This window comes from Cobetia sp. PDI-12MA (genome assembly GCF_059507695.1).
The window spans coordinates 400,271-419,030 of sequence record NZ_CM183351.1; the positions used below are offsets into that span (position 1 = coordinate 400,271).

The 18,760-nt window shown below is 63.1% G+C and carries 18 protein-coding genes; 12 read left to right on the forward strand and 6 right to left on the reverse strand.

The features are described 5' to 3' along the window. The first annotated feature begins 88 nt into the window (after positions 1 to 88). The 3 genes from AC5WNI_RS01855 to AC5WNI_RS01865 are packed head-to-tail and all read left to right on the forward strand — an operon-like array spanning position 89 to position 1,820. Positions 89 to 754, forward strand: coding sequence for an ankyrin repeat domain-containing protein (locus AC5WNI_RS01855; RefSeq protein WP_487885599.1), 666 nt, complete (start codon positions 89 to 91; stop codon positions 752 to 754). 26 nt (positions 755 to 780) lie between these two features. Then, a complete protein-coding gene (locus tag AC5WNI_RS01860) occupies positions 781 to 1,278 on the forward strand; it encodes a hypothetical protein (protein ID WP_368448024.1) in 498 nt (165 codons plus the stop codon). Further along, entirely contained in the window at positions 1,275 to 1,820 is a 546-nt protein-coding gene (locus AC5WNI_RS01865) for a retropepsin-like aspartic protease family protein (RefSeq protein ID WP_487885601.1), read from the forward strand. The genes AC5WNI_RS01860 and AC5WNI_RS01865 overlap by 4 nt, the downstream gene beginning before the upstream one ends. 140 nt (positions 1,821 to 1,960) lie before the next feature. Here AC5WNI_RS01865 and gnd read toward each other — a convergent pair whose 3' ends face one another. The 3 genes from gnd to AC5WNI_RS01880 all read right to left on the reverse strand — a co-directional run bounded on the left by gnd (position 1,961) and on the right by AC5WNI_RS01880 (position 7,532). Beyond that, the gene (gnd, locus tag AC5WNI_RS01870) at positions 1,961 to 2,944 is read right to left on the reverse strand and encodes a phosphogluconate dehydrogenase (NAD(+)-dependent, decarboxylating) (RefSeq protein ID WP_487885602.1); all 984 of its coding nucleotides are present in this window, start codon (positions 2,942 to 2,944) and stop codon (positions 1,961 to 1,963) included. A gap of 168 nt (positions 2,945 to 3,112) precedes the next feature. Further along, positions 3,113 to 4,366: a ribonucleotide-diphosphate reductase subunit beta gene (locus tag AC5WNI_RS01875; RefSeq protein ID WP_285460531.1), complete on the reverse strand. Its 1,254-nt coding sequence runs from the start codon at positions 4,364 to 4,366 to the stop codon at positions 3,113 to 3,115. Positions 4,367 to 4,643: 277 nt separating this feature from the next. Then, on the reverse strand, positions 4,644 to 7,532 hold the full coding sequence (locus AC5WNI_RS01880) for a ribonucleoside-diphosphate reductase subunit alpha (RefSeq protein WP_495928582.1): 2,889 nt from the start codon (positions 7,530 to 7,532) through the stop codon (positions 4,644 to 4,646). A 600-nt stretch (positions 7,533 to 8,132) separates the two neighbouring features. Between AC5WNI_RS01880 and AC5WNI_RS01885 the strand changes: the two genes are divergently transcribed. From AC5WNI_RS01885 to AC5WNI_RS01900, 4 genes are all read left to right on the forward strand, one after another. Further along, positions 8,133 to 8,843, forward strand: coding sequence for a response regulator (locus AC5WNI_RS01885; protein WP_043334706.1), 711 nt, complete (start codon positions 8,133 to 8,135; stop codon positions 8,841 to 8,843). A gap of 3 nt (positions 8,844 to 8,846) precedes the next feature. Further along, positions 8,847 to 10,508 (forward strand): ATP-binding protein, encoded by a 1,662-nt coding sequence (locus AC5WNI_RS01890; protein ID WP_285460529.1) that lies wholly within the window; start codon positions 8,847 to 8,849, stop codon positions 10,506 to 10,508. A 24-nt stretch (positions 10,509 to 10,532) separates the two neighbouring features. Continuing rightward, positions 10,533 to 10,982, forward strand: a complete 450-nt coding sequence (locus AC5WNI_RS01895) for a lipocalin-like domain-containing protein (protein WP_285460528.1) — start codon at positions 10,533 to 10,535, stop codon at positions 10,980 to 10,982. Positions 10,983 to 11,196: 214 nt separating this feature from the next. Further along, positions 11,197 to 11,403 (forward strand): cold-shock protein, encoded by a 207-nt coding sequence (locus tag AC5WNI_RS01900; RefSeq protein WP_043333698.1) that lies wholly within the window; start codon positions 11,197 to 11,199, stop codon positions 11,401 to 11,403. Positions 11,404 to 11,641: 238 nt separating this feature from the next. Here AC5WNI_RS01900 and AC5WNI_RS01905 read toward each other — a convergent pair whose 3' ends face one another. Continuing rightward, entirely contained in the window at positions 11,642 to 12,553 is a 912-nt protein-coding gene (locus tag AC5WNI_RS01905) for a LysR family transcriptional regulator (RefSeq protein ID WP_054555293.1), read from the reverse strand. Between the two features lie 577 nt (positions 12,554 to 13,130). Between AC5WNI_RS01905 and AC5WNI_RS01910 the strand changes: the two genes are divergently transcribed. After that, positions 13,131 to 14,135, forward strand: a complete 1,005-nt coding sequence (locus tag AC5WNI_RS01910) for an MliC family protein (RefSeq protein ID WP_487885604.1) — start codon at positions 13,131 to 13,133, stop codon at positions 14,133 to 14,135. A gap of 324 nt (positions 14,136 to 14,459) precedes the next feature. Here AC5WNI_RS01910 and AC5WNI_RS01915 read toward each other — a convergent pair whose 3' ends face one another. Beyond that, complete coding sequence (locus AC5WNI_RS01915) at positions 14,460 to 15,086, reverse strand: IMPACT family protein (RefSeq protein ID WP_487885605.1); 627 nt, start codon at positions 15,084 to 15,086, stop codon at positions 14,460 to 14,462. Between the two features lie 26 nt (positions 15,087 to 15,112). Then, positions 15,113 to 15,589, reverse strand: a complete 477-nt coding sequence (locus tag AC5WNI_RS01920) for a LexA family protein (RefSeq protein WP_043333703.1) — start codon at positions 15,587 to 15,589, stop codon at positions 15,113 to 15,115. A 473-nt stretch (positions 15,590 to 16,062) separates the two neighbouring features. Between AC5WNI_RS01920 and ccmA the strand changes: the two genes are divergently transcribed. The 4 genes from ccmA (at position 16,063) to ccmD (ending at position 18,688) form a co-directional block, all read left to right on the forward strand. After that, positions 16,063 to 16,773 (forward strand): cytochrome c biogenesis heme-transporting ATPase CcmA, encoded by a 711-nt coding sequence (gene ccmA, locus AC5WNI_RS01925; RefSeq protein ID WP_487885606.1) that lies wholly within the window; start codon positions 16,063 to 16,065, stop codon positions 16,771 to 16,773. Beyond that, positions 16,770 to 17,492 carry a heme exporter protein CcmB gene (gene ccmB / locus AC5WNI_RS01930; RefSeq protein WP_487885607.1) on the forward strand — a complete coding sequence of 241 codons (723 nt, stop codon included), beginning with the start codon at positions 16,770 to 16,772 and terminating at the stop codon, positions 17,490 to 17,492. Before ccmA ends, ccmB begins: the two co-directional genes overlap by 4 nt. 165 nt (positions 17,493 to 17,657) lie before the next feature. Then, the gene (locus tag AC5WNI_RS01935; RefSeq protein WP_487885621.1) at positions 17,658 to 18,425 is read left to right on the forward strand and encodes a heme ABC transporter permease; all 768 of its coding nucleotides are present in this window, start codon (positions 17,658 to 17,660) and stop codon (positions 18,423 to 18,425) included. After that, positions 18,422 to 18,688, forward strand: a complete 267-nt coding sequence (gene ccmD, locus AC5WNI_RS01940; protein WP_285460522.1) for a heme exporter protein CcmD — start codon at positions 18,422 to 18,424, stop codon at positions 18,686 to 18,688. The genes AC5WNI_RS01935 and ccmD overlap by 4 nt, the downstream gene beginning before the upstream one ends. Positions 18,689 to 18,760: the final 72 nt, after the last annotated feature.

The following is an 18,760-nucleotide window of genomic DNA, read 5'->3' on the forward strand; positions in this document are numbered from 1 at the left end:
GAACGCTGGCGGGGCTAACGGTCACGCTCATGATCGCATAGGCTGTCTGAGAGTAAGCATCCGTTACGCCGGGCGTCAGGAGGTGGTGATGAAGGACATGACAATGTGTGCTCAGCATGGCGATCTGGAGGGCCTGGCACAGGCATTGGCCGCCCACGATGCGCACGAGCGCGTCAATGACGTGGATTATCGCGGGCGCTCGCCATTGCTGGTCGCGGTGCAGGCCAATCAGCCGGAGGCGGTGGAGGCCCTGCTGGCCGCCGGCGCCGATTGCGAGCAGACCGATGCCCTGCACGATACGCCCCTGCTGGCCGCCGCTGCGCTCGGCTATGGCCGTTGTCTAAGCCGGCTGCTGGCGCATGGTGCCTCGGCGACGGTGCTCAATCGCTTCTCTTCCACTGCACTGATGTCGGCCAGTGAGCGTGGTCATGCCGATATCTGCCGTCAGTTGCTCGAGGAGACCGATGTCGACGTCAATCACCAGAATACGCTCGGCTGGACGGCGCTGATCGAGGCCGTGTTGCTGGGGGATGGCGGCGTTGACTATCAGCAGATCGTCGAGCAGCTGCTGGCCCACGGTGCCGACGTCAATCTGGCGGATGCCGAAGGTGTCACGCCACTGGCGCATGCGCGCTGGCGCCAGTTCGATGCGCTGAGCGCCAGGCTGGAAGCGGCCGGCGGACACGAGCAGGGCGTGGCCCATGACATTAGCGACCACGTCCAGGCCCGCACTTCGGCACCGCGTCGTACATGATGGCACCGACCACAAGGAGGCATCGCATGGCGTTGACCTGGGGATTGATCATCATCGGCATCGCCTTGGTGCTGCTCGGCGGCTATCGCTGGCAGCAGGCGCAGTCCTTCGCCCGCAACAGCGCACAGGTGATGGGCGAGGTCATCAACCACGACCGCACGCTGCACGTCGAAGGGCGTGGCCCTATCCATCTGCCCAAGGGCGGCAGGCTCAGTGAGGATGAGGCCCTGGCGATGGCGGGGCTGCCGCCGGGCGGGCGCTTCAATATCGAGTCGATCCAGTATGCGCCCGTGGTGCGTTATCAGGATCAGCGTGGTGGCTGGCACGAGATCATCTCGCCGCTGGCGGCGCCCTCGCCGACGCCCGCCGTGGGGGAGAGCATGGCGCTGGTCTATCGCCTCGATGCCCCGCATGAGGCCAGCCTGCCGGGGACGCGCGGCTGGTTGATCGGGGTGCCGTTGGTTCTCGGCTTCGCACTGTGCGCCGTCGGCCTGCGTCTGCTGTTGCGGGGTGGTGGTGGATGAGTGATTCAGGAGGTCGCGCGACCCGCCGTTATGGTGTCGGCATGCTGGTGCTGTGCTGGGCGCTGATTCTCGCCATGCTGGTGTGGTGGTTCCAGGGTCAGCTTGATGAGCGTACCCGGCCCAATGCCTCGCTGGCCGGTCAGTCGCTGTCCTCCGGAGAGCCGCTGACGCTGTCGCGCAATCGCTCCGGGCACTTCGTGGCCCCCGGCGCGATCAATGGTCAATCGGTGACCTTCCTGCTCGATACCGGCGCTACCTATGTCTCGGTGCCCGAGGCGCTGGCCGAGCGCCTGCAGCTGCCACGCGGGCGGGATGCGCGCTTCACCACTGCCAATGGCATCAGTCACGGCGCCTTGACCACACTGGACGCCGTCAGTCTGGCGGGGCTCAGCCAGCGCGAGGTGCGCGGGGCCATCGTGCCGGGCATGCACGATGAGGTGGTGCTGCTGGGCATGAGTTTCCTCGGGGAGTTTGATATCAACATGCGCGGTCAACAGATGACGTTGACGCCGGTGGATGGCGATGACCGATCACGCCAGTGACTACCATGGATGGCTGACAGGGCTGGCAGAAAGAGCGGCTGACACTCCACCGCGCTGGCAGCAGGCCCCGCAAACGACAACGCCCCGCTCATGATCTCCATGAGTGGGGCGTTTCACGTCTGGCGTGTCAGAGCAGGCGCTCAGTCTTTTCTGGGCGGCTCGACATGGCCACCGAAGCCGAAGCGCATCGCCGACAGCAGGCGGTTGGCGTAGGTGTTTTCCTTGCGCGAGCTGAAGCGCGAGAACAGCGCATTGGCCAGCACCGGCACGGCGACGCCCTGCTCGACGGCGGCATCGACGGTCCAGCGGCCTTCGCCACTGTCGGAGACGGCACCGCTGTAGTGGTCCAGACGCGCATCCCCGGCCAGTGCCTGGGCGGTCAGGTCGAGCAGCCAGGAAGACACCACGCTGCCACGACGCCATACCTCGGCGATATCAGCCAGATTGAGGTCGAAGCGCTGGTCTTCCGGAAGGTCCTCGGAGCCCTTGCTCTGCATCAGCTCGAAACCCTCGGCGTAAGCCTGCATCAGGCCGTACTCGATGCCGTTGTGGACCATCTTCACGTAGTGACCGGCACCGACCGGGCCGGCGTGGATGTAGCCGCGCTCGGCGCGCTCATCCGGGGCGTTGCGGCCCTTGGTGCGCTCGAGGTCGCCATAGCCCGGGGCGAGGGTATCGAACAGCGGCTCGAGATGCTCGAACACGGCCTTCTCGGCGCCGATCATCATGCAGTAGCCGCGCTCCAGGCCCCACACGCCGCCGGAAGTGCCCACATCGACGTAGTTCAGGCCCTTCAGCTTGAGAGCCGTGGCGCGGCGGATGTCGTCCTTGTAGAAGGTGTTGCCGCCATCGATGATGGTGTCGCCGGCTTCCATCAGCTCGGCCAGCGTGGCGATGGTCTGCTCGGTGATCTCGCCAGCCGGCAGCATGACCCAGACAGCGCGCGGCGCCTCGAGCTGCTGAACCAGTTCCACGAGGCTATCGACGTGCGTCGCACCGTCGGCGACCAGTGACTGGGCGATTGCCGCGTCACGGTCATGGGCGACCACTTCGTGGCCATTGCGCATCAAGCGACGAGCGATATTGCCGCCCATGCGGCCGAGTCCGATGATACCGAGTTGCATGTTCGTTCCTTTCACGTGAAGCCGGGGAGAGTCGGGACGGCGCGAAGCCTACCCTGTGCGGGCGCTGGACGCAAAAACGGGCCATATCAATGACATGGCCCGCTGGGGTGCTCAGCAGAGGCAGGTGTCAGCCGCGTGCCTGTCTCTGGGAGAGGGAGTGATCAGCGATCAATCCCAGCTCAGGGCACCGCCGACCTGATATTCGGTGACGCGCGTCTCGAAGAAGTTCTTCTCCTTGCGCAGGTCGATGATCTCGGACATCCACGGGAACGGGTTCTTGGCGCCCGGGAACTGCTCCTTGAGGCCCAGCTGTGCGAGGCGACGGTTGCAGATGAAGTGGAGGTATTCCTCCATGATGGCCGCGTTCATGCCCAGCACGCCGCGCGGCATGGTGTCACGCGCGTATTCGATCTCGAGCTGGGTGCCTTCCAGAATCATCTGGGTGACTTCGTCCTGGAATTCGGCGGTCCACAGGTGCGGGTTCTCGACCTTGATCTGGTTGATCACGTCGATGCCGAAGTTCAGGTGCATGGACTCGTCACGCAGGATGTACTGGAACTGCTCGGCGACGCCGGTCATCTTGTTGCGACGACCCATGGACAGGATCTGGGAGAAGCCGCAGTAGAAGAAGATGCCTTCGGTGACGGCGTAGAAGCCGATCAGGTTGCGCAGGAATTCCTGGTCCGCTTCCGGTGTACCGGTGTGGAAGTCGGCACGCGCCAGCGCCTGGGTGTGCTTGAGGCTCCAGGCGGACTTGCGCGCCACGGAGTCCACTTCACGGTACATGTTGAAGACTTCGCCTTCGTCCATGCCCAGTGACTCGATGCAGTACTGGTAGGCGTGGGTGTGGATCGCCTCTTCGAAGGCCTGACGCAGCAGGTACTGGCGGCACTCCGGGTTGGTGATGTTCTTGTAGACGGCCAGCACCAGATTGTTGGCGACCAGCGAGTCGGCAGTGGAGAAGTAACCCAGCGAGCGCATCACGATCAGACGCTCGTCCTCGGTCAGGCCGTCCTGGCTCTTCCAGAGTGCGATGTCCGCGTTCATGTTCACTTCCTGCGGCATCCAGTGGTTCGCGGAGCCGTCGAGGTACTTCTGCCATGCCCAGTCGTACTTGAAGGGCACCAGCTGGTTGACGTCGGCGCGGGCATTGATCATGCGCTTCTCGTCGACCTGAATGCGCTGGGCACCCATTTCCAGTTCTTCCAGACCCTTGGCCACGTCGAGATCGTCCAGCGCCTGCTGGGCGCGGGCGATGCGCTCGGCATCGCTGACCGCGTAGCCTTCGCTGTTCTCGCTCGCGACGACAGCGTCAGCCGCCGGGGCAGCAGCGGGAGCTTCGGGCTGCGGCGCCGGTTTGGCTGTCGCCGGCTTCTCGGCAGCGGGGGCGTCGTCTTCGTGGAAATCGTCCCAGTTCAACATGTTGCGTTCCTCGTGTTCGGTGATGGTCACGCGGGCAGTCAGCGTGACGAAAAGGCAGGGGCGGTGCGTTCTACGACGCGAGCGCCATCGAGTGGCGTGGCTCCCGGCGGGGAGTCAGGCCCGGGCTTGTTTCGAGGGAATGTCAGGAGGCAGTGATTGTTGGTGGCGGCACAAGACCGAGCGGGGCTCGGTCTTGTGGATTTGCCGCAGCCCGCCTGCAAAGCATGTCTTGCAGGCGGTGAGTCAGCGTCAGCGGACTCGGATCTGGCGCAATCGCTTACTGACAGGCCTCACAGCCCAATTCATCGATGTTGCTGGCGGAGGGGGCGCGCTGGCCGCTCTTGCCCTGCAGGAAGTCTTCGATGCCGCGCGGTTCCGGCTTGGCTTCCGGTGCCGGAGTCGGCGCGGGAGCCGGGGCGTTGCCGACGGCGTTGTGCTTGCTGCGATCGACGGTGGACTTCTCCACGGCGGTCGCACCCAGAGCACGGAGGTAATAGGTGGTCTTGAGGCCACGGAACCATGCCATGCGGTAGGTCACGTCCAGCTTCTTGCCGGACACGCCCTGGATGTACAGGTTCAGGGACTGGGCCTGATCGATCCACTTCTGACGACGCGAGGCGGCTTCGACGATCCACTTCGGCTCGACTTCGAAGGCGTTGGCGTACAGCGCCTTGAGGTCTTCCGGGATGCGCTCGATCGGCTGCACGCTGCCGTCGTAGTACTTGAGGTCATTGATCATGACCTCGTCCCACAGACCGCGCGCCTTGAGGTCGTTGACCATGTAGGCGTTGACCACGGTGAACTCGCCAGACAGGTTCGATTTGACGAACAGGTTCTGGTAGGTCGGCTCGATGGACTGCGAGACACCACAGATGTTGGAGATCGTCGCGGTCGGCGCGATCGCCATCACGTTGGAGTTGCGCATGCCCTGGGTGCGGACCTTCTCGCGGATGTAGTCCCAGTCCTGAGTCTGGCTTTCATCCATCTCGATGTAGTCGGCGCCACGCTCGGTCTTGAGCTTCTCGATGGAATCGATCGGCAGGATGCCCTGACTCCACAGCGAACCGTCGAAGCTTTCGTAACGACCACGCTCGGCGGCCAGATCACTGGAAGCTTCGATGGCGTGATAGCTGACGAGTTCCATGGATTCGTCGGCGAAGGTCACGGCTTCTTCGGAGGCATAGGCGATGGACTGCGCATAGAGCGCGTCCTGGAAGCCCATGATACCGAGGCCGACCGGGCGGTGACGCATGTTGGAGCGACGCGCCTGCGGGACGGCGTAGTAGTTGATGTCGATGACGTTGTCGAGCATGCGTACGGCGGTGCGCACCGACTTCTTGAGCTTGTCGCCATCCAGCTTGCCGTTGATGACGTGCTGCGCCAGGTTGATCGAGCCCAGGTTGCAGACCGCGATCTCGTCCTCGGAGGTGTTGAGGGTGATCTCGGTGCACAGGTTGGACGAGTGCACGACACCGGCGTGCTGCTGCGGGCTGCGCAGGTTGCACGGGTCCTTGAAGGTGATCCACGGGTGGCCGGTCTCGAACAGCATGGAGAGCATCTTGCGCCACAGATCACGCGCCTTGACGCGCTTGTAAAGCTTCAGCTGGCCCTGACGGGTCATCTCCTCGTACTGCTCGTAACGCGCCTGGAAGGCCGCGCCGTACAGGTCGTGGAGGTCCGGGCAGTCGGACGGTGAGAACAGGGTCCACTCGGTGTCATCGAAGACACGCTTCATGAACAGGTCCGGCACCCAGTTGGCGGTGTTCATGTCGTGGGTACGGCGACGGTCATCACCGGTGTTCTTGCGCAGGTCGAGGAATTCCTCGACGTCCATGTGCCAGGTTTCCAGGTAGGCACAGACGGCGCCCTTGCGCTTGCCACCCTGGTTGACGGCAACGGCGGTGTCGTTGACGACCTTCAGGAAGGGCACGACGCCCTGGGACTTGCCGTTGGTGCCCTTGATGTACGACCCCAGCGCACGCACTGGCGTCCAGTCGTTGCCGAGACCACCCGCCCACTTGGAGAGCATGGCGTTGTCGCGGATGGCGCCGTAGATGCCGTCGAGGGCGTCCGGCACGGTGGTCAGGTAGCAGCTGGACAGCTGGCTGCGACGGGTACCCGCGTTGAACAGCGTCGGCGTGGAAGCCATGTAGTCGAAGCTGGACAGCAGCTCGTAGAACTCGATGGCACGGCCTTCGCGATCTTCCTCGTTCAGGGACAGGCCCATGGCGACACGCATGAACATGACCTGCGGCAGCTCGTAGCGCACGTCGTTCTGGTGCAGAAAGTAGCGGTCGTACAGGGTCTGCAGGCCGAGGTAGGTGAACTGGTTGTCACGCGTGTGATCGATGGCCGCGCCGAGACGCTCCAGATCGAAGGTGGCCAGTTGCTCGTCCAGCTGCTCGAAGGCGATACCGCTTTCGATGTAGGCCTTGAAGGCGACCGGGTAGTGGTCCTTCATCTCGCCGAAGGTGGCCTCGTCAGCGACCTTGAGGAAGCTCAAGGCTTCGCGGCGCAGGTTGTCCTGCAGCAGGCGGGCGGTGACGTAGGTGTAGTTCGGGTCCTTCTCGACCAGCGTACGCGCAGTCATCATCAGCGCGGTGGACACGCCATCGACCGGCACGCCGTCGTACAGATTCTTCAGGGAGTCATCGACGATCTTCTGGGCATCGACGTTGGACAGCTCGGCGCAGGCATCGAAGACGAGGGTCTCGATACGGCCCAGATCCAGCGGACGCACGCTGCCGTCCAGGTGCGTGACGTTGATGGTCGGGTGCGGCTTGGCGATGCCGTCGTTCTGCGCGCTGCGGGCACGGGCGTGCTCATCGCGGTACAGCACATAGGCACGAGCGACCTTGTGCTCGCCGGAGCGCATCAGCGCCAGCTCGACCTGATCCTGGATGTCTTCGATGTGCAGGGTGCCACCGTCAGGCATGCGACGCTGGAAGGCATCGGTGATCTGGCTGGTCAGCTGCTGGACCAGATCGCGGATACGCGAGCTGGACTCGACCTGGTCGCCTTCCACGGCGATGAACGCCTTGGACAGTGCGACGGAGATCTTGCTGGCATCGAAGGGCGCGACATCGCCAGTGCGCTTGATGACGCGCAGGCGCTGAGGTGCGGTCACGTCGACGGCCGCCTGATCGGTGCTGAAAGTGGAATCCATGACGCCTTCCTGAATCGTCTGAAGGTGAATCGTTGCCCGTTAGGGCTCGAGGGCAATTCGTGTCGGGGCGCAGGCTGGAAATTCCTGCCTGCGCCCCGGGGACATTCTGTCGTCGTCAGCCTTGTCGTCGAGAAACTCGATCAGGCTCAGGCGGGGCAATCATCGCCCGGACTGAGCCTGATAGCGTTCATGAGACACGGATCCGGCAGCATTGCGTGACTGCCGTCCCATACGCTGATTCATGCTTTCGGGGCTTGACAATCGTCGCCATGATCTATGGGCGTCGACGTCGCCAAAACCCTACATATGGGGTGTAAGCTGATTTTGGACACAAGATAGTGTTGTTTGATGGGGCGTGCAAGTGGATAACTTGTGGGTAAGGTGTGGTTGAAAATCCGGCCTTGCCGCTGGGGGATGTCAAGCGTTCAGGTGTTAAATTTTCTGCGCTGCGTCAATGTAGATGGTGCCTGCGCTGCTGGCGCGTAAACGCCCAAATTGGCGTATCATTCGTGACAAATCACCCTGAAAAGGTTACGACGTGGCACAGGAAAGTAACTGCTTGTGAGCTGCTGGCCACGTTGACCCAACGATGCGGATGGAATGCCCTTGGATACCAATGCGCAAGAACATGTATTGATTGTTGAGGATGACGAGCGTCTGGCGACACTGACGCGCGAATACCTCGAAGCCAACAACTTCCGCGTGAGCGTCGAGAATGACGGCGCGCGGGCGGTGGACCTGATCATCAGTCTGCGCCCCGACATCGTGATTCTGGACCTGATGCTGCCGGGCGAGGATGGTCTGTCCATCTGTCGTCGCGTGCGGCCTCAGTTCGCCGGGCCGATCCTGATGCTGACGGCGCGTACCGATGACATGGATCAGGTGCTGGGCCTGGAGATGGGGGCCGACGATTACGTGCCCAAGCCGGTGCAGCCGCGTGTCCTGCTGGCACGTATGCGAGCCTTGCTGCGTCGCGCCGATGGCCCCGAAGTGGCCGCCGGTGAGACTCGCCTGGTGTTCAATGATCTCGAGATCGACAACGCCACCCGCGAGGCATGGCTGGCGCGCGAGCGCATCGAACTGACCAGTGCCGAGTTCGACCTGCTGTGGCTGCTGTCCTCGAATGCAGGGCGCGTGCTCACGCGTGAGGAAATCTTCTCTGCGCTGCGCGGTATCAAGTACGACGGCCAGGACCGTTCCATCGATGTGCGCGTCTCGCGCATCCGCCCCAAGATTGGCGATGATCCCAATCATCCTGAGCGGATCAAGACGGTGCGCAGCAAGGGATACCTGTTCGTCAAGGACCTCTAGACGATGCGCCGGGCTCTCTCCGACAGCATCTTCCTGCGTGTCTATGCCGTCTTGCTGGTGGCATTGGTGCTCACGCTGGGCATCGCGCTGGGCGGCTTTCAGCTGACCAACATGGTCCGACTGGAGGCCTACCAGACGCGCCTGGGCGCGGCGCCGATGCGCCTGCTGGTGAGTCAGATCGCGGCCACGCCGGAGGCTGAGCGCGGGGCTTTCCTCAATCGGAGCGCCCAACTGCTGGATGGGCGGTTGTTGCTGGCACCGGCAGCGGTCTTTGACCTCAGCTGGTGGGAGCAGCGCCGCCTTGAGGCAGGGCGGCCTCTGGTGCGGCCGCATGATGACGCCGGCTGGCAGCTGCTGATGGCGGTGCCGGGCGAAGAGAGGGTGCTGGAATTCCGGCTGCTGCATCTCGCGGAGCGCCAGTTGCGCGGATTGATGGTGTCGCTGCATGACACCCTGCAGCCCATGAATGCCGAGCAGCGCAGCGACTTGCTGGCCCAGCTGCAGCAGGCTTCCGGTCTGTCCTTCGCGCTGCTGCCTGACATTCCGCAGAATCTCGATGCGCAGCAGGCCAGTCGCCTGGAAGCCGGCCGGGTGGTGCTCAACGTGGCCAGTCATGGTCAGGCGATGGCGCTCTATACTCGCCTGGGTGACCGCGCCATGCTCAAGGTCGGCCCCATCCGCGGTTTCGAGACGACACCACCGGCCTTGATCATCGCCATGATACTGGCGGTCATCAGTCTGCTGGGCGGCGTCATCTATCTGGTGGTGCGTTCATTGGAGGCACGTTTGACGCGTCTGGAAAAGGCCGCGACACGCATTGCGGGCGGTTATCTCGATACGCGGGTGCGCATCGAGTCCAATGACTTTCTCGGGCGCCTCGGCATGGCCTTCAATGGCATGGCCGAGCGGGTGCAGGGGTTGCTGGGCGCGCAGCAGGACATGATTCGGGCGGTCTCGCATGAATTGCGTACCCCGGTGGCACGTATCCGCTTCGCGCTGCAGATGATCGAGGACATGGTCGATGATGATTTCGTCCAGCGTCAGATAAGGGGCGCGGACGGTGACATCGAGGAGCTCGACAAGCTGATCGACGAGATCCTGACCTACGCACGCCTCAACAATGCCGCCGGTATCCAGCTGGACCTCGGCATGGTGGATTGCCGCGAGATCGCGGAGCAGGTCTGCGAGACGCTGGCGCCGCTGCATCCTGAGTTGCTGCTGAGCATCGAAGGCGAGGCGCTGGAAGTCGAGGCCGAGGCACGCTATCTGCAGCGGGCGCTGCAGAATCTGGTCTCCAACGCCTGCCGGCACGCGGATTCCCGTGTGCTGGTGCGTATCACCAGTGACCCGCAGGTGGTCAGGCTCGATGTCGAGGACGATGGCCCCGGCATCAATGAGGAAGATCGCAAGAAGGTCTTCAAGCCCTTCGCGCGCCTGGATGATTCGCGGACGCGTGCCTCCGGCGGCTACGGGCTGGGGCTCTCGATCGTGCAGAAGATCCTGCACTCCCACGGTGGCAGTGTGGTGGTGGACAAGGGCAGATCGCTCAAGGGCGCGCGCTTCAGCCTGTTGCTGCCACTGACCTCCAGCCAGCTGGAACGCAAGGCACCTGTGCCCTTGCCGCCGGTCAAGCCGCCGTCACTCCAGGACGAGCACGCCACCTGATCACGACCGTTTGAGGAATCGGCCATGCGGCAATCTTCCTTTTCACTGCATCCTGACTTGATCGGCGCATGGCGGCTGAAGCGCTTCTGGTATGCCTGGCCGGATGGGCGCGAGCTGGAGCCGCTGGGCGAGTGCAAGGGGCAGCTGCATTACATGGCCAATGGCTACATGAGCGTGCAGCTGGTGTCCTGTGAGCGTCAGCCCCTGGGGATGGCGCCGACGGATGATCAGCTGGTCGCCGCCTTTCGAGAGGGTTTTGCCTACTGTGGGCGCTGGCAGTGGGACAATGAGAGAGAGGAGGTCTGCCATCATCTGTCGCTGGCCACGATCGCCGACTGGGATGAGGTGACGCTCGTTCGGCGCGTCACGCTCGAGGGAGACCGCCTGCTGTTGGGGACCGATGCACCTAACCTTCAGCTGCCGGAAGGGGGATTTCTGACATGGCTGGAGTGGCATCGATTGACGACCGTGTGAAGTGATTGTCGAAAAGGCTTGACGTGATCATGGGTTAGCGTGCAATGTAGCCCCTGTTGGATAGCAAGACGCACCACTCAGTCGCCTGTGCTGCTCGGTAAATCACCTTGAGCGCCCCGAGAAGCCTCGCTGATTTGATGCATGGTTTTGCTTTGCCCACGCTCTTCGGGTAATGCCCGTTATTTCAAACATGCTGATCAGAGAGGAATTTCTCATGGCTACAGGTACAGTTAAGTGGTTCAACGACGCTAAAGGTTTTGGTTTCATCGCTCCGGCTGACGGTGGTGACGATCTGTTCGTTCACTTCTCCGAAGTCCAGGCTGATGGCTTCAAGACCCTGCAGGACGGCCAGCAGGTCTCCTTCGATGTGACTCAGGGCCAGAAAGGCCTGCAGGCAGCCAACGTCAAGGCTATCGACTGATCATCACTCATTGCGGAATGCTTTCCGCTTGAGATGATAGATGTCAAGAACCGCCCCAGCTCATGCTGGGGCGGTTCTGTTTGTGCTGAAGAAAAAGTCTTGGACGCAAGCCGTCGTGATATGGCGTGAACAAGCAGTGAGCAGTACTAACAAGAAGCCCCACCACTCGACAGGCCGCAAGGCATCGAGTGGTGGGGCTTTCGTGTATCCATTCCTCGTAAGCGCTGAGGTCCGGGGATCAGGCAGGCTTCACGCCACTCAGCACCTCGAATGAAGTCTCACGGGCGGTACGCAGGAAGTCGTCCATCCATGGCGTGCCGAGCAAGTCTTCTCTGACGGCGGCGTAGAGTGTGGCCCAGACACCGTCGCCCAGCGACAGGCCGCGCACGTAATCGCGCGTCAGATACTCGGCCAGTGCCCAGTTGGGGAGCGCCGTGACGCCGCGGCCGCTGGCGACCAGCTGCATCATCATCACCGTCATCTCCGCGCTGCGGATCTCGCGCGGGCTCACGTTGGCGGGTTCGAGGAACTGGGTGAAGACGTCCAGGCGATCATGCTCGACCGGATAGATGATCAAGGTCTCGTCACACAGGTCCTGCGGCTCCACATGGCCCTTGATGGCCAATGCATGCTGGCGTGCCACGGCCAGCATGACCTCATAGCGGAACAGTGGAATGTACTGGATACCGGTCATCTCCACCGGGTTGGCGGTGATGACCAGGTCCAGCTGCTCGCGGCCCAATGCCTGCAGGGGAGCGAAGCTGTGGCCCGAAGGGATATCGACTTCAATCTCCGGCCAGTGATCGCGGAAGCGGTCCACTGTCGGCATCAGCCACTGAAAACAGCTATGGCACTCGATGGCCATGTGCAGTCGACCCTGCTCGCTACCCGCCATGCGGGCAATGTCGCGCTCGGCCATGCGGAACTGCGGCAGTACCTGCTCTGCCAGCGACAACAGGCGCTGCCCGGCGCGGGTGAACTCCACGGGGCGCGTCTTGCGGATGAACAGCGGCGCGCCCAGGCGCTCCTCTAGGTCCTTCAGTTGATGGGACAGGGCGGACTGGGTGAGGTGGACACGCTCCGCGGCTTCGACCAGCGAGCCAGCATCACGCAAGGCCAGCAGGGTACGCAGATGGCGCAATTCAAGCATGATGAATGGTGCTCATGTTGAGAGGTTGAGTGAGAAAGGTGCGTTGCGAACGGCAAGTTGAGACAGGCCAGTTGGATAGGCGAGTCGAGAACGATAAGTTGAAAGTCTTGGCGCAAGCCGCGAGCGGGTCAAATACTCCCACGAGACTGGATCAGTGGGGGAGTGGCAGCGGGATCTCCCCCCCTGCCAGGCAACCACCATGACACGCGGTTGACCGAGGGCGCTCATGATACTGTCTCATATTCATGGCGACTCGCGTATCACTCGGGGCAGCGGCATACGAAGGCGTCAAGAGGGGGGCATGCAAGGCCTGCAGCGCACGCGTCTTGCGCTCTCAGGGCATTCCCATCCCCACAAGCTTCACTGCGCTTGATAGACTTCGGTAGGGTGCGCCAGGAAGGCCGCCGTCTCCGCCTTGAAGTCCAGCCATGCCGCAGTGTCTCATCATCAGACTCCTGCGTTGCCTCTTGTCGTCCGACATGCCCAGGGAGGGTTCATCATGTCACGTCATTGCTGCCGTCTTTTTGCCATTTTCCGTGCGTTGCTCCATAGGTGGGCCGCGAGCCTCACGCCAGGGATGATCGCTGCCGGTCGAACGGGATGGCGCCTGTCGCCTCTGGCGGTGCCCCTGCTGCTGGCCGCATGTACCTCCCTGCCGTGGAGTCAGGACGCCACGACAGGGACGGATGCTGGCCAACCGCCGCTGAAGGTGCCAGCTCCCGCACAGGACCCGGGCCCCGTGGTGCATGAGGTGGCGAAGAAGCCTGCGCCGCCCAGTGCGGAATCGCTGGGCAAGGCCGCTGCCGTGACCTTGCCCGCCAGCTTTCTGCCACCGCCCCGGGCGAGTGAGTATCAGGTGTGGCGATGTACTCCGGCGCAGGATCTGCTGATGGCCTTCAGCGAAGGCGACGCCGAGGCGTCGCATGAGTGGTTGCGGCTGTGGTCACGACGGCATGCCTATACCCTGGAGCGGATCGTCAGTGCCTCGGGCGAGCGCTATCAGGCCAATGTCGGTGCATCGCCGGCCGAGAAGGCGTCTGGTGATGCGAAGGCGCTGCCCGGTGAAGAGGGGTTGGAGGTGTGGTTCAAGGGTTCCGAGGCGATGCTGCAGAATGCCCGCGGCAACCTGGAGTGTGTGCAGGATGATCGGCGCGTGATTCATCCGACGACACAAAAGCCACTGCTGGTGGCACAGGGTAATGAGCCCGGTTGGCAGGTCAGTCTCGACAGCGAGCACAATCTGCTGACGCTGACGGTCATGCAGGGCTTGCTCGAGTCGCTACACGAGGCGCAGGAATCCGAGCGCTCTGCAAAGACGGAGGCTGGCGCTCGCTCGTCAGGCATCCAGGTGGTCAAGCTGCCTTATCGGGTCGCCCGCGAGGCAAACGATAGCCGTGTGCTCAAGGCGCAACTCCCGGCTGACGGCAAGCAGGGCGAGCCGTTGCAGCTGGTGGTCGCGCCGGGTGCCTGCTTCGATTCGATGCAGGGCGCCCCCTACCCGCTGACGGCGACCTTGACGGTTGCAGGGCAGGAATTGAAGGGTTGTGGAGAGGCGTTCCGTTATCCGTCAGCGGTCGAATAAGGGTGGTGGCTGGCTGTGACATTCGCCTTTTTCGAATGATATAGGCGATTCAAGTCGCTTTTCGTGTGGAATGGCTCATTTATCATGCGGTGCATGCGGATCGGGTCGAATACCGTCGACAGGATCACGCCTCACCTTCATGGAGACCTTCCACAGGTCAAAAGCCTCACTCAATGTCCTGCTGGTGTCTGCTTCCCTGTTCGCTGGCAAGGGTAATTCACGCGCGCTGGCCTCATCCTTCGCCATCGCCGCCCGATAGCGATGGCGTTCGTGTTTGTGCACAGCAAAAGGGAGTCGCTGGCGTCGATCAGTCGCTGGTGCAGATCAGTCGCGGGAGTCGAGCACTTCCAGCGCTCCCTTGAGGCGCGCATGCAGTTCTTCCAGCGGCGGCTGGGCACCGCCCTGCGGCCAGCCCGCCGTCAACACCACGCCATCGGCACCATAGTCGCTGGCATCCACCGGCACATCGTAGCCGTTCAGCCAGTGGCGAACATCGGCCTCATGGGCGAAGCCGACCTTCAGGCGCCTGGGCGTGCGCGGTGTGAAGGTCGTGGTGGGCAGGTTCTCGAGCGCCTCGAGCACTGCGCGGCTGTATGCGCGCGCCAGTCCGCCGGTGCCCAGCTTGATACCGCCGAAGTAGCGGATCACCACACAGGCCACCTGACCGACGCCACTGCCTTCGAGCACCTGATACATCGGCCTGCCAGCAGTGCCGCCCGGCTCGCCATCATCGGAGAAGCCGATGGCATTCTGCTCATCGGGCGCCCCGGCGATGAACGCCGTGCAGTGGTGGCGTGCATTGGGGTGGGCGAGATGCGCCTGAGCCAGCAGCCGCGTCATGCCTTCTGGCGTCGGGGCATGGGCCAGCCAGGCGATGAAGCGGCTCTTCTCGATCTCGATGCTGTGTTCATGGTGCGCCTCGGGCGCCAGTGCCGGTATCAGATAGGTCATGGCACCATCTTACCAAAGCGTCGTCCTCAGTGAGTGACGGCATTGCCGCGCACCACGCCCATCACCATGCCCAGCACTTCGATATCGGCATTCTTGAGATAGATGGGGGCCATGCTGTCGTTGGCCGGTTGCAGGCGCACGCCGGTCTTCTCGATATACAGCTTCTTCAGCGTCACTTCCTGCTGGTTGATCATCACCACGGCGGTCTCGCCGTTCTCGGCGCTTTCACTGCGTTCGATGATGATGATGTCGCCATCATGGATATTGCAGTTGATCATCGAATGGCCGCGCACGCGCAGGGCGTAGGTGTTGCGGCGCACCATGCGTGTCGGCACGGCAACCGTACCGCAGTCGGCGATGGCTTCGATGGGCATGCCGGCCGTGATGTTGCCGAGCAGCGGGATATCCATCATGTCGCTGGCGGTGATTTCCTGCCAGGCCTGGTCATTGAGCGGCAGGTTGTGAAGACGCTGAAGGTAGTGCGGAGCGTGAAGACGTGACATGAGCTATCCCCTGATGCCGTGCGGTCGGCGCGGATGGTGCGTCGGCCTGCGGTGCAGCGTGGAGGGTCGTCAGGCTGAGTTCATCTGTCGCCTGCTAGGCTCCGCGAACATGCTGATAACGCGTTGAGCCGACCCGATCAGTCTGTGCCTGCACTCGGCAGACGTGTGATGAAGGTACTGTATGGATACTGTTTTTGTATACAGTGCCTGCATCATAGCAAGCTCTCGCGAAGTGGCAAGAGGTCAGCGGATCGACCGGCGCCAAACCAGCGAAAGTGTGTCGTATGAATGTGCACCACATGTCGCTGATATATTTCTCGAGTGCTTGACTGCCCGTCATGGCGGGGCTGCGATGCCAGGCGATCAGCTGCTCGGTGGTCAGTGTCGAACTCAGCTCGTAGAATGGGCCGCAGTGACCCTTGGGTCTGCCTTTGATGTCGCACTCCGCGACGGCTCAGCCGCGAGAATCCGGGATGCCCAGCCAGCCTGCCAGCGATGAAGTCAGTAGCGCGCCGCCTCTGTTGGCGGTCGTGGCGCTCGGCTGTGAGCGTGATGAGCGTTGGCTGTTCGAGGGACTGGATCTCTCGCTGCATGCGGGAGAGATCCTGCAGGTCGAAGGGGCCAATGGCAGTGGCAAGACGACCCTGCTCAAGATTCTGTCCGGTCAGTTCCATGACTACGAGGGCGAGGTGCTCTGGCGCGGCCAGCTCACCTCGCGGGTGCGTGACGACTTTCTGGGCTCACTGCTCTATCTGGGCCACCAGCCCGGCATCAAGGGCACCCTGACCGCACTGGAAAACCTTGCCTGGTATCAGGCGCTTGGCGGTCAACCGCAGGCGAAGGCAGAGGCCCGCCGCGAGCTTGCCTGGGCGGCGCTTAACGCCGTGGGACTGGCCGGTTTCGAGGATGTACCTGCCCAGCAGCTGTCCGCTGGGCAGCAGCGACGTATCGCGCTGGCGCGGCTGCATCTGACACCACGCCGGCTGTGGGTGCTCGATGAGCCCTTCACCGCCATCGATCGCGACGGTGTTCAGGCGCTGGAATCATTGCTGCTCGCTCACGTCCAGCGTGGGGGTAGCGTGGTGATGACGACCCATCATCGCTTCTCGCAGGCCTCACGCTTGCGACGGATATGTCTGGGACAAGTTGCAGGCGTGGATTCGAGAGGGAGCGTCTCGGCATGAACCATGAGCTGCTGACGGCACTACCCGAGGCCCCGCCCAACAGTTCGCTGGCCGGGGCCTTCAAGGCGACCCTCGCGCGCGACCTGCGTCAGGCGCTGTGCCGGCGCAGTGAGCTGATCAATCCGCTGGTGTTCTTCGCCCTGGTGATCACGCTGTTTCCGTTGGGCATCTCACCGGACAAGGCGCTTTTGGCCACACTGGCGCCGGGCTTATTGTGGGTGGCGGCGTTGCTGGCAACGCTGCTGTCACTGGACGGCCTGTTCCGGCAGGATCTGGAGGACGGCAGCCTCGAGCAACTGTTGCTGACGCCGCAACCATTGCCGTTGCTGGTGCTGGCCAAGGTAGCAGGCCACTGGCTGCTGACCGGCCTGCCGCTGGCGCTGATGGCACCCTTGCTGGGCGTGATGCTGGGGTTGCCGAGCGGCGCCTTTGGCGTCTTGATCGCCTCGCTGGCGCTGGGCAGCATGAGCCTGTCCTTGATCGGCGCGATCGGTGCGGCACTCACGGTGGGGCTGCGGCGCGGCGGGGTGCTGCTCTCGCTGATCATCCTGCCGCTGTACATCCCTGTGCTGATCTTCGGTGCGGGCGCCGTACAGAGCGCCGTCAATGGCATGCCCAGTCTGGCGCATCTGGCCATTCTGGGCGCGATGTTGGCGCTGGCCCTGTTGCTGGCGCCGCTCGCCATCGCCGCCGGACTCAGGCTGAGCATCAATGGCTAACCGGATCAAGAACTGCATGACGCTGCCCGAGCATGCTCGGGCATTCGCAAGGCTCTTCATTGCCCCTGACAAGAGGCCCGTGTGACCGCCGATTCCGACTCTCCTCAAGCGCCTTCCCGCAAGGTTCGTCCCCGCAAGGGCGGGCTATGGCCGTGGCTGCATCGCATGGGTGCGCCGACGACCTTCTTCGCGGCCAGTCAGCGCTGGCTGCCGTGGCTGTGGGCGCTGGCGATCATCTCACTGGTGGCCGGCAGTGTCTGGGGGCTGGCCTTCGCGCCCGCCGACTACCAGCAGGGCAACAGCTTCCGCATCATCTATGTACATGTCCCAGCGGCGATTCTCGCCCAGTCGTGCTTCATGCTGCTGGCGGTGTGCGCGCTGCTCTTCCTGGTGTGGAAGATCAAGCTGGCGGACATGGTCGCCACGGCCGCCGCGCCCGTCGGTGCCTTGATGACGGCGCTGGCACTGTTTTCCGGCTCGGTGTGGGGCATCCCCACCTGGGGCACCTGGTGGATCTGGGATGCCCGGCTGACCTCGATGCTGATCCAGCTGTTCCTGTATCTGGGCGTGATCGTATTGCGTGGTTCCTTTGCCAGCCGTGACAGTGGTTCGCGTGCGGCCTCGATCCTGGCGCTGGTCGGCATGGTCAATATCCCGATCATCAAGTATTCGGTGGACTGGTGGAGCACACTGCATCAACCGGCCACCTTCACGCTCAGCGAAGCGCCGCCGATGCCGGCCAGCATGTGGATTCCCTTGCTGATGATGGTGATCGGCTTCTACGCCCTGTTCGGCGCGCTGGTGCTGATGCGCACGCGGGTCGAGGTGCTGAGGCGCGAGAGTCGCAAGCAGTGGGTGCGTGATCTGCTGAGTCCATCTTCGCGTGCGCGCCCCGATGCTGCGGTGGTCGCGGCAGAAGGGGACAAGCCATGAATCTGCCGGGCATCGCCTTCTCGAGTGTCAGCGAGTTCTTCGCCATGGGCGGCCATGCGCTGTATGTGTGGTCGGCCTGGGGGCTGACGGCGGCGTGCCTGGTGGGGCTGGTGATCGCCACGCGGCTGTCGCGTCGCGCGCTGGAGGCGGATATCCGTCGCCGGCTGCGCCGCGACGCTTCCCGTCATTCTTCGCACCCTGCTACACACCGCGCTTCGCATCGTTCGTCACCTCAGGATTCGCGCCGCACCTCTCGTGATTGAATCTGTTTTCTTCCTCCCGCGGCGGTTGTCCCGCTGACCGCGAGAGGCTTGACTGTCCCTTGCCCTGATCGA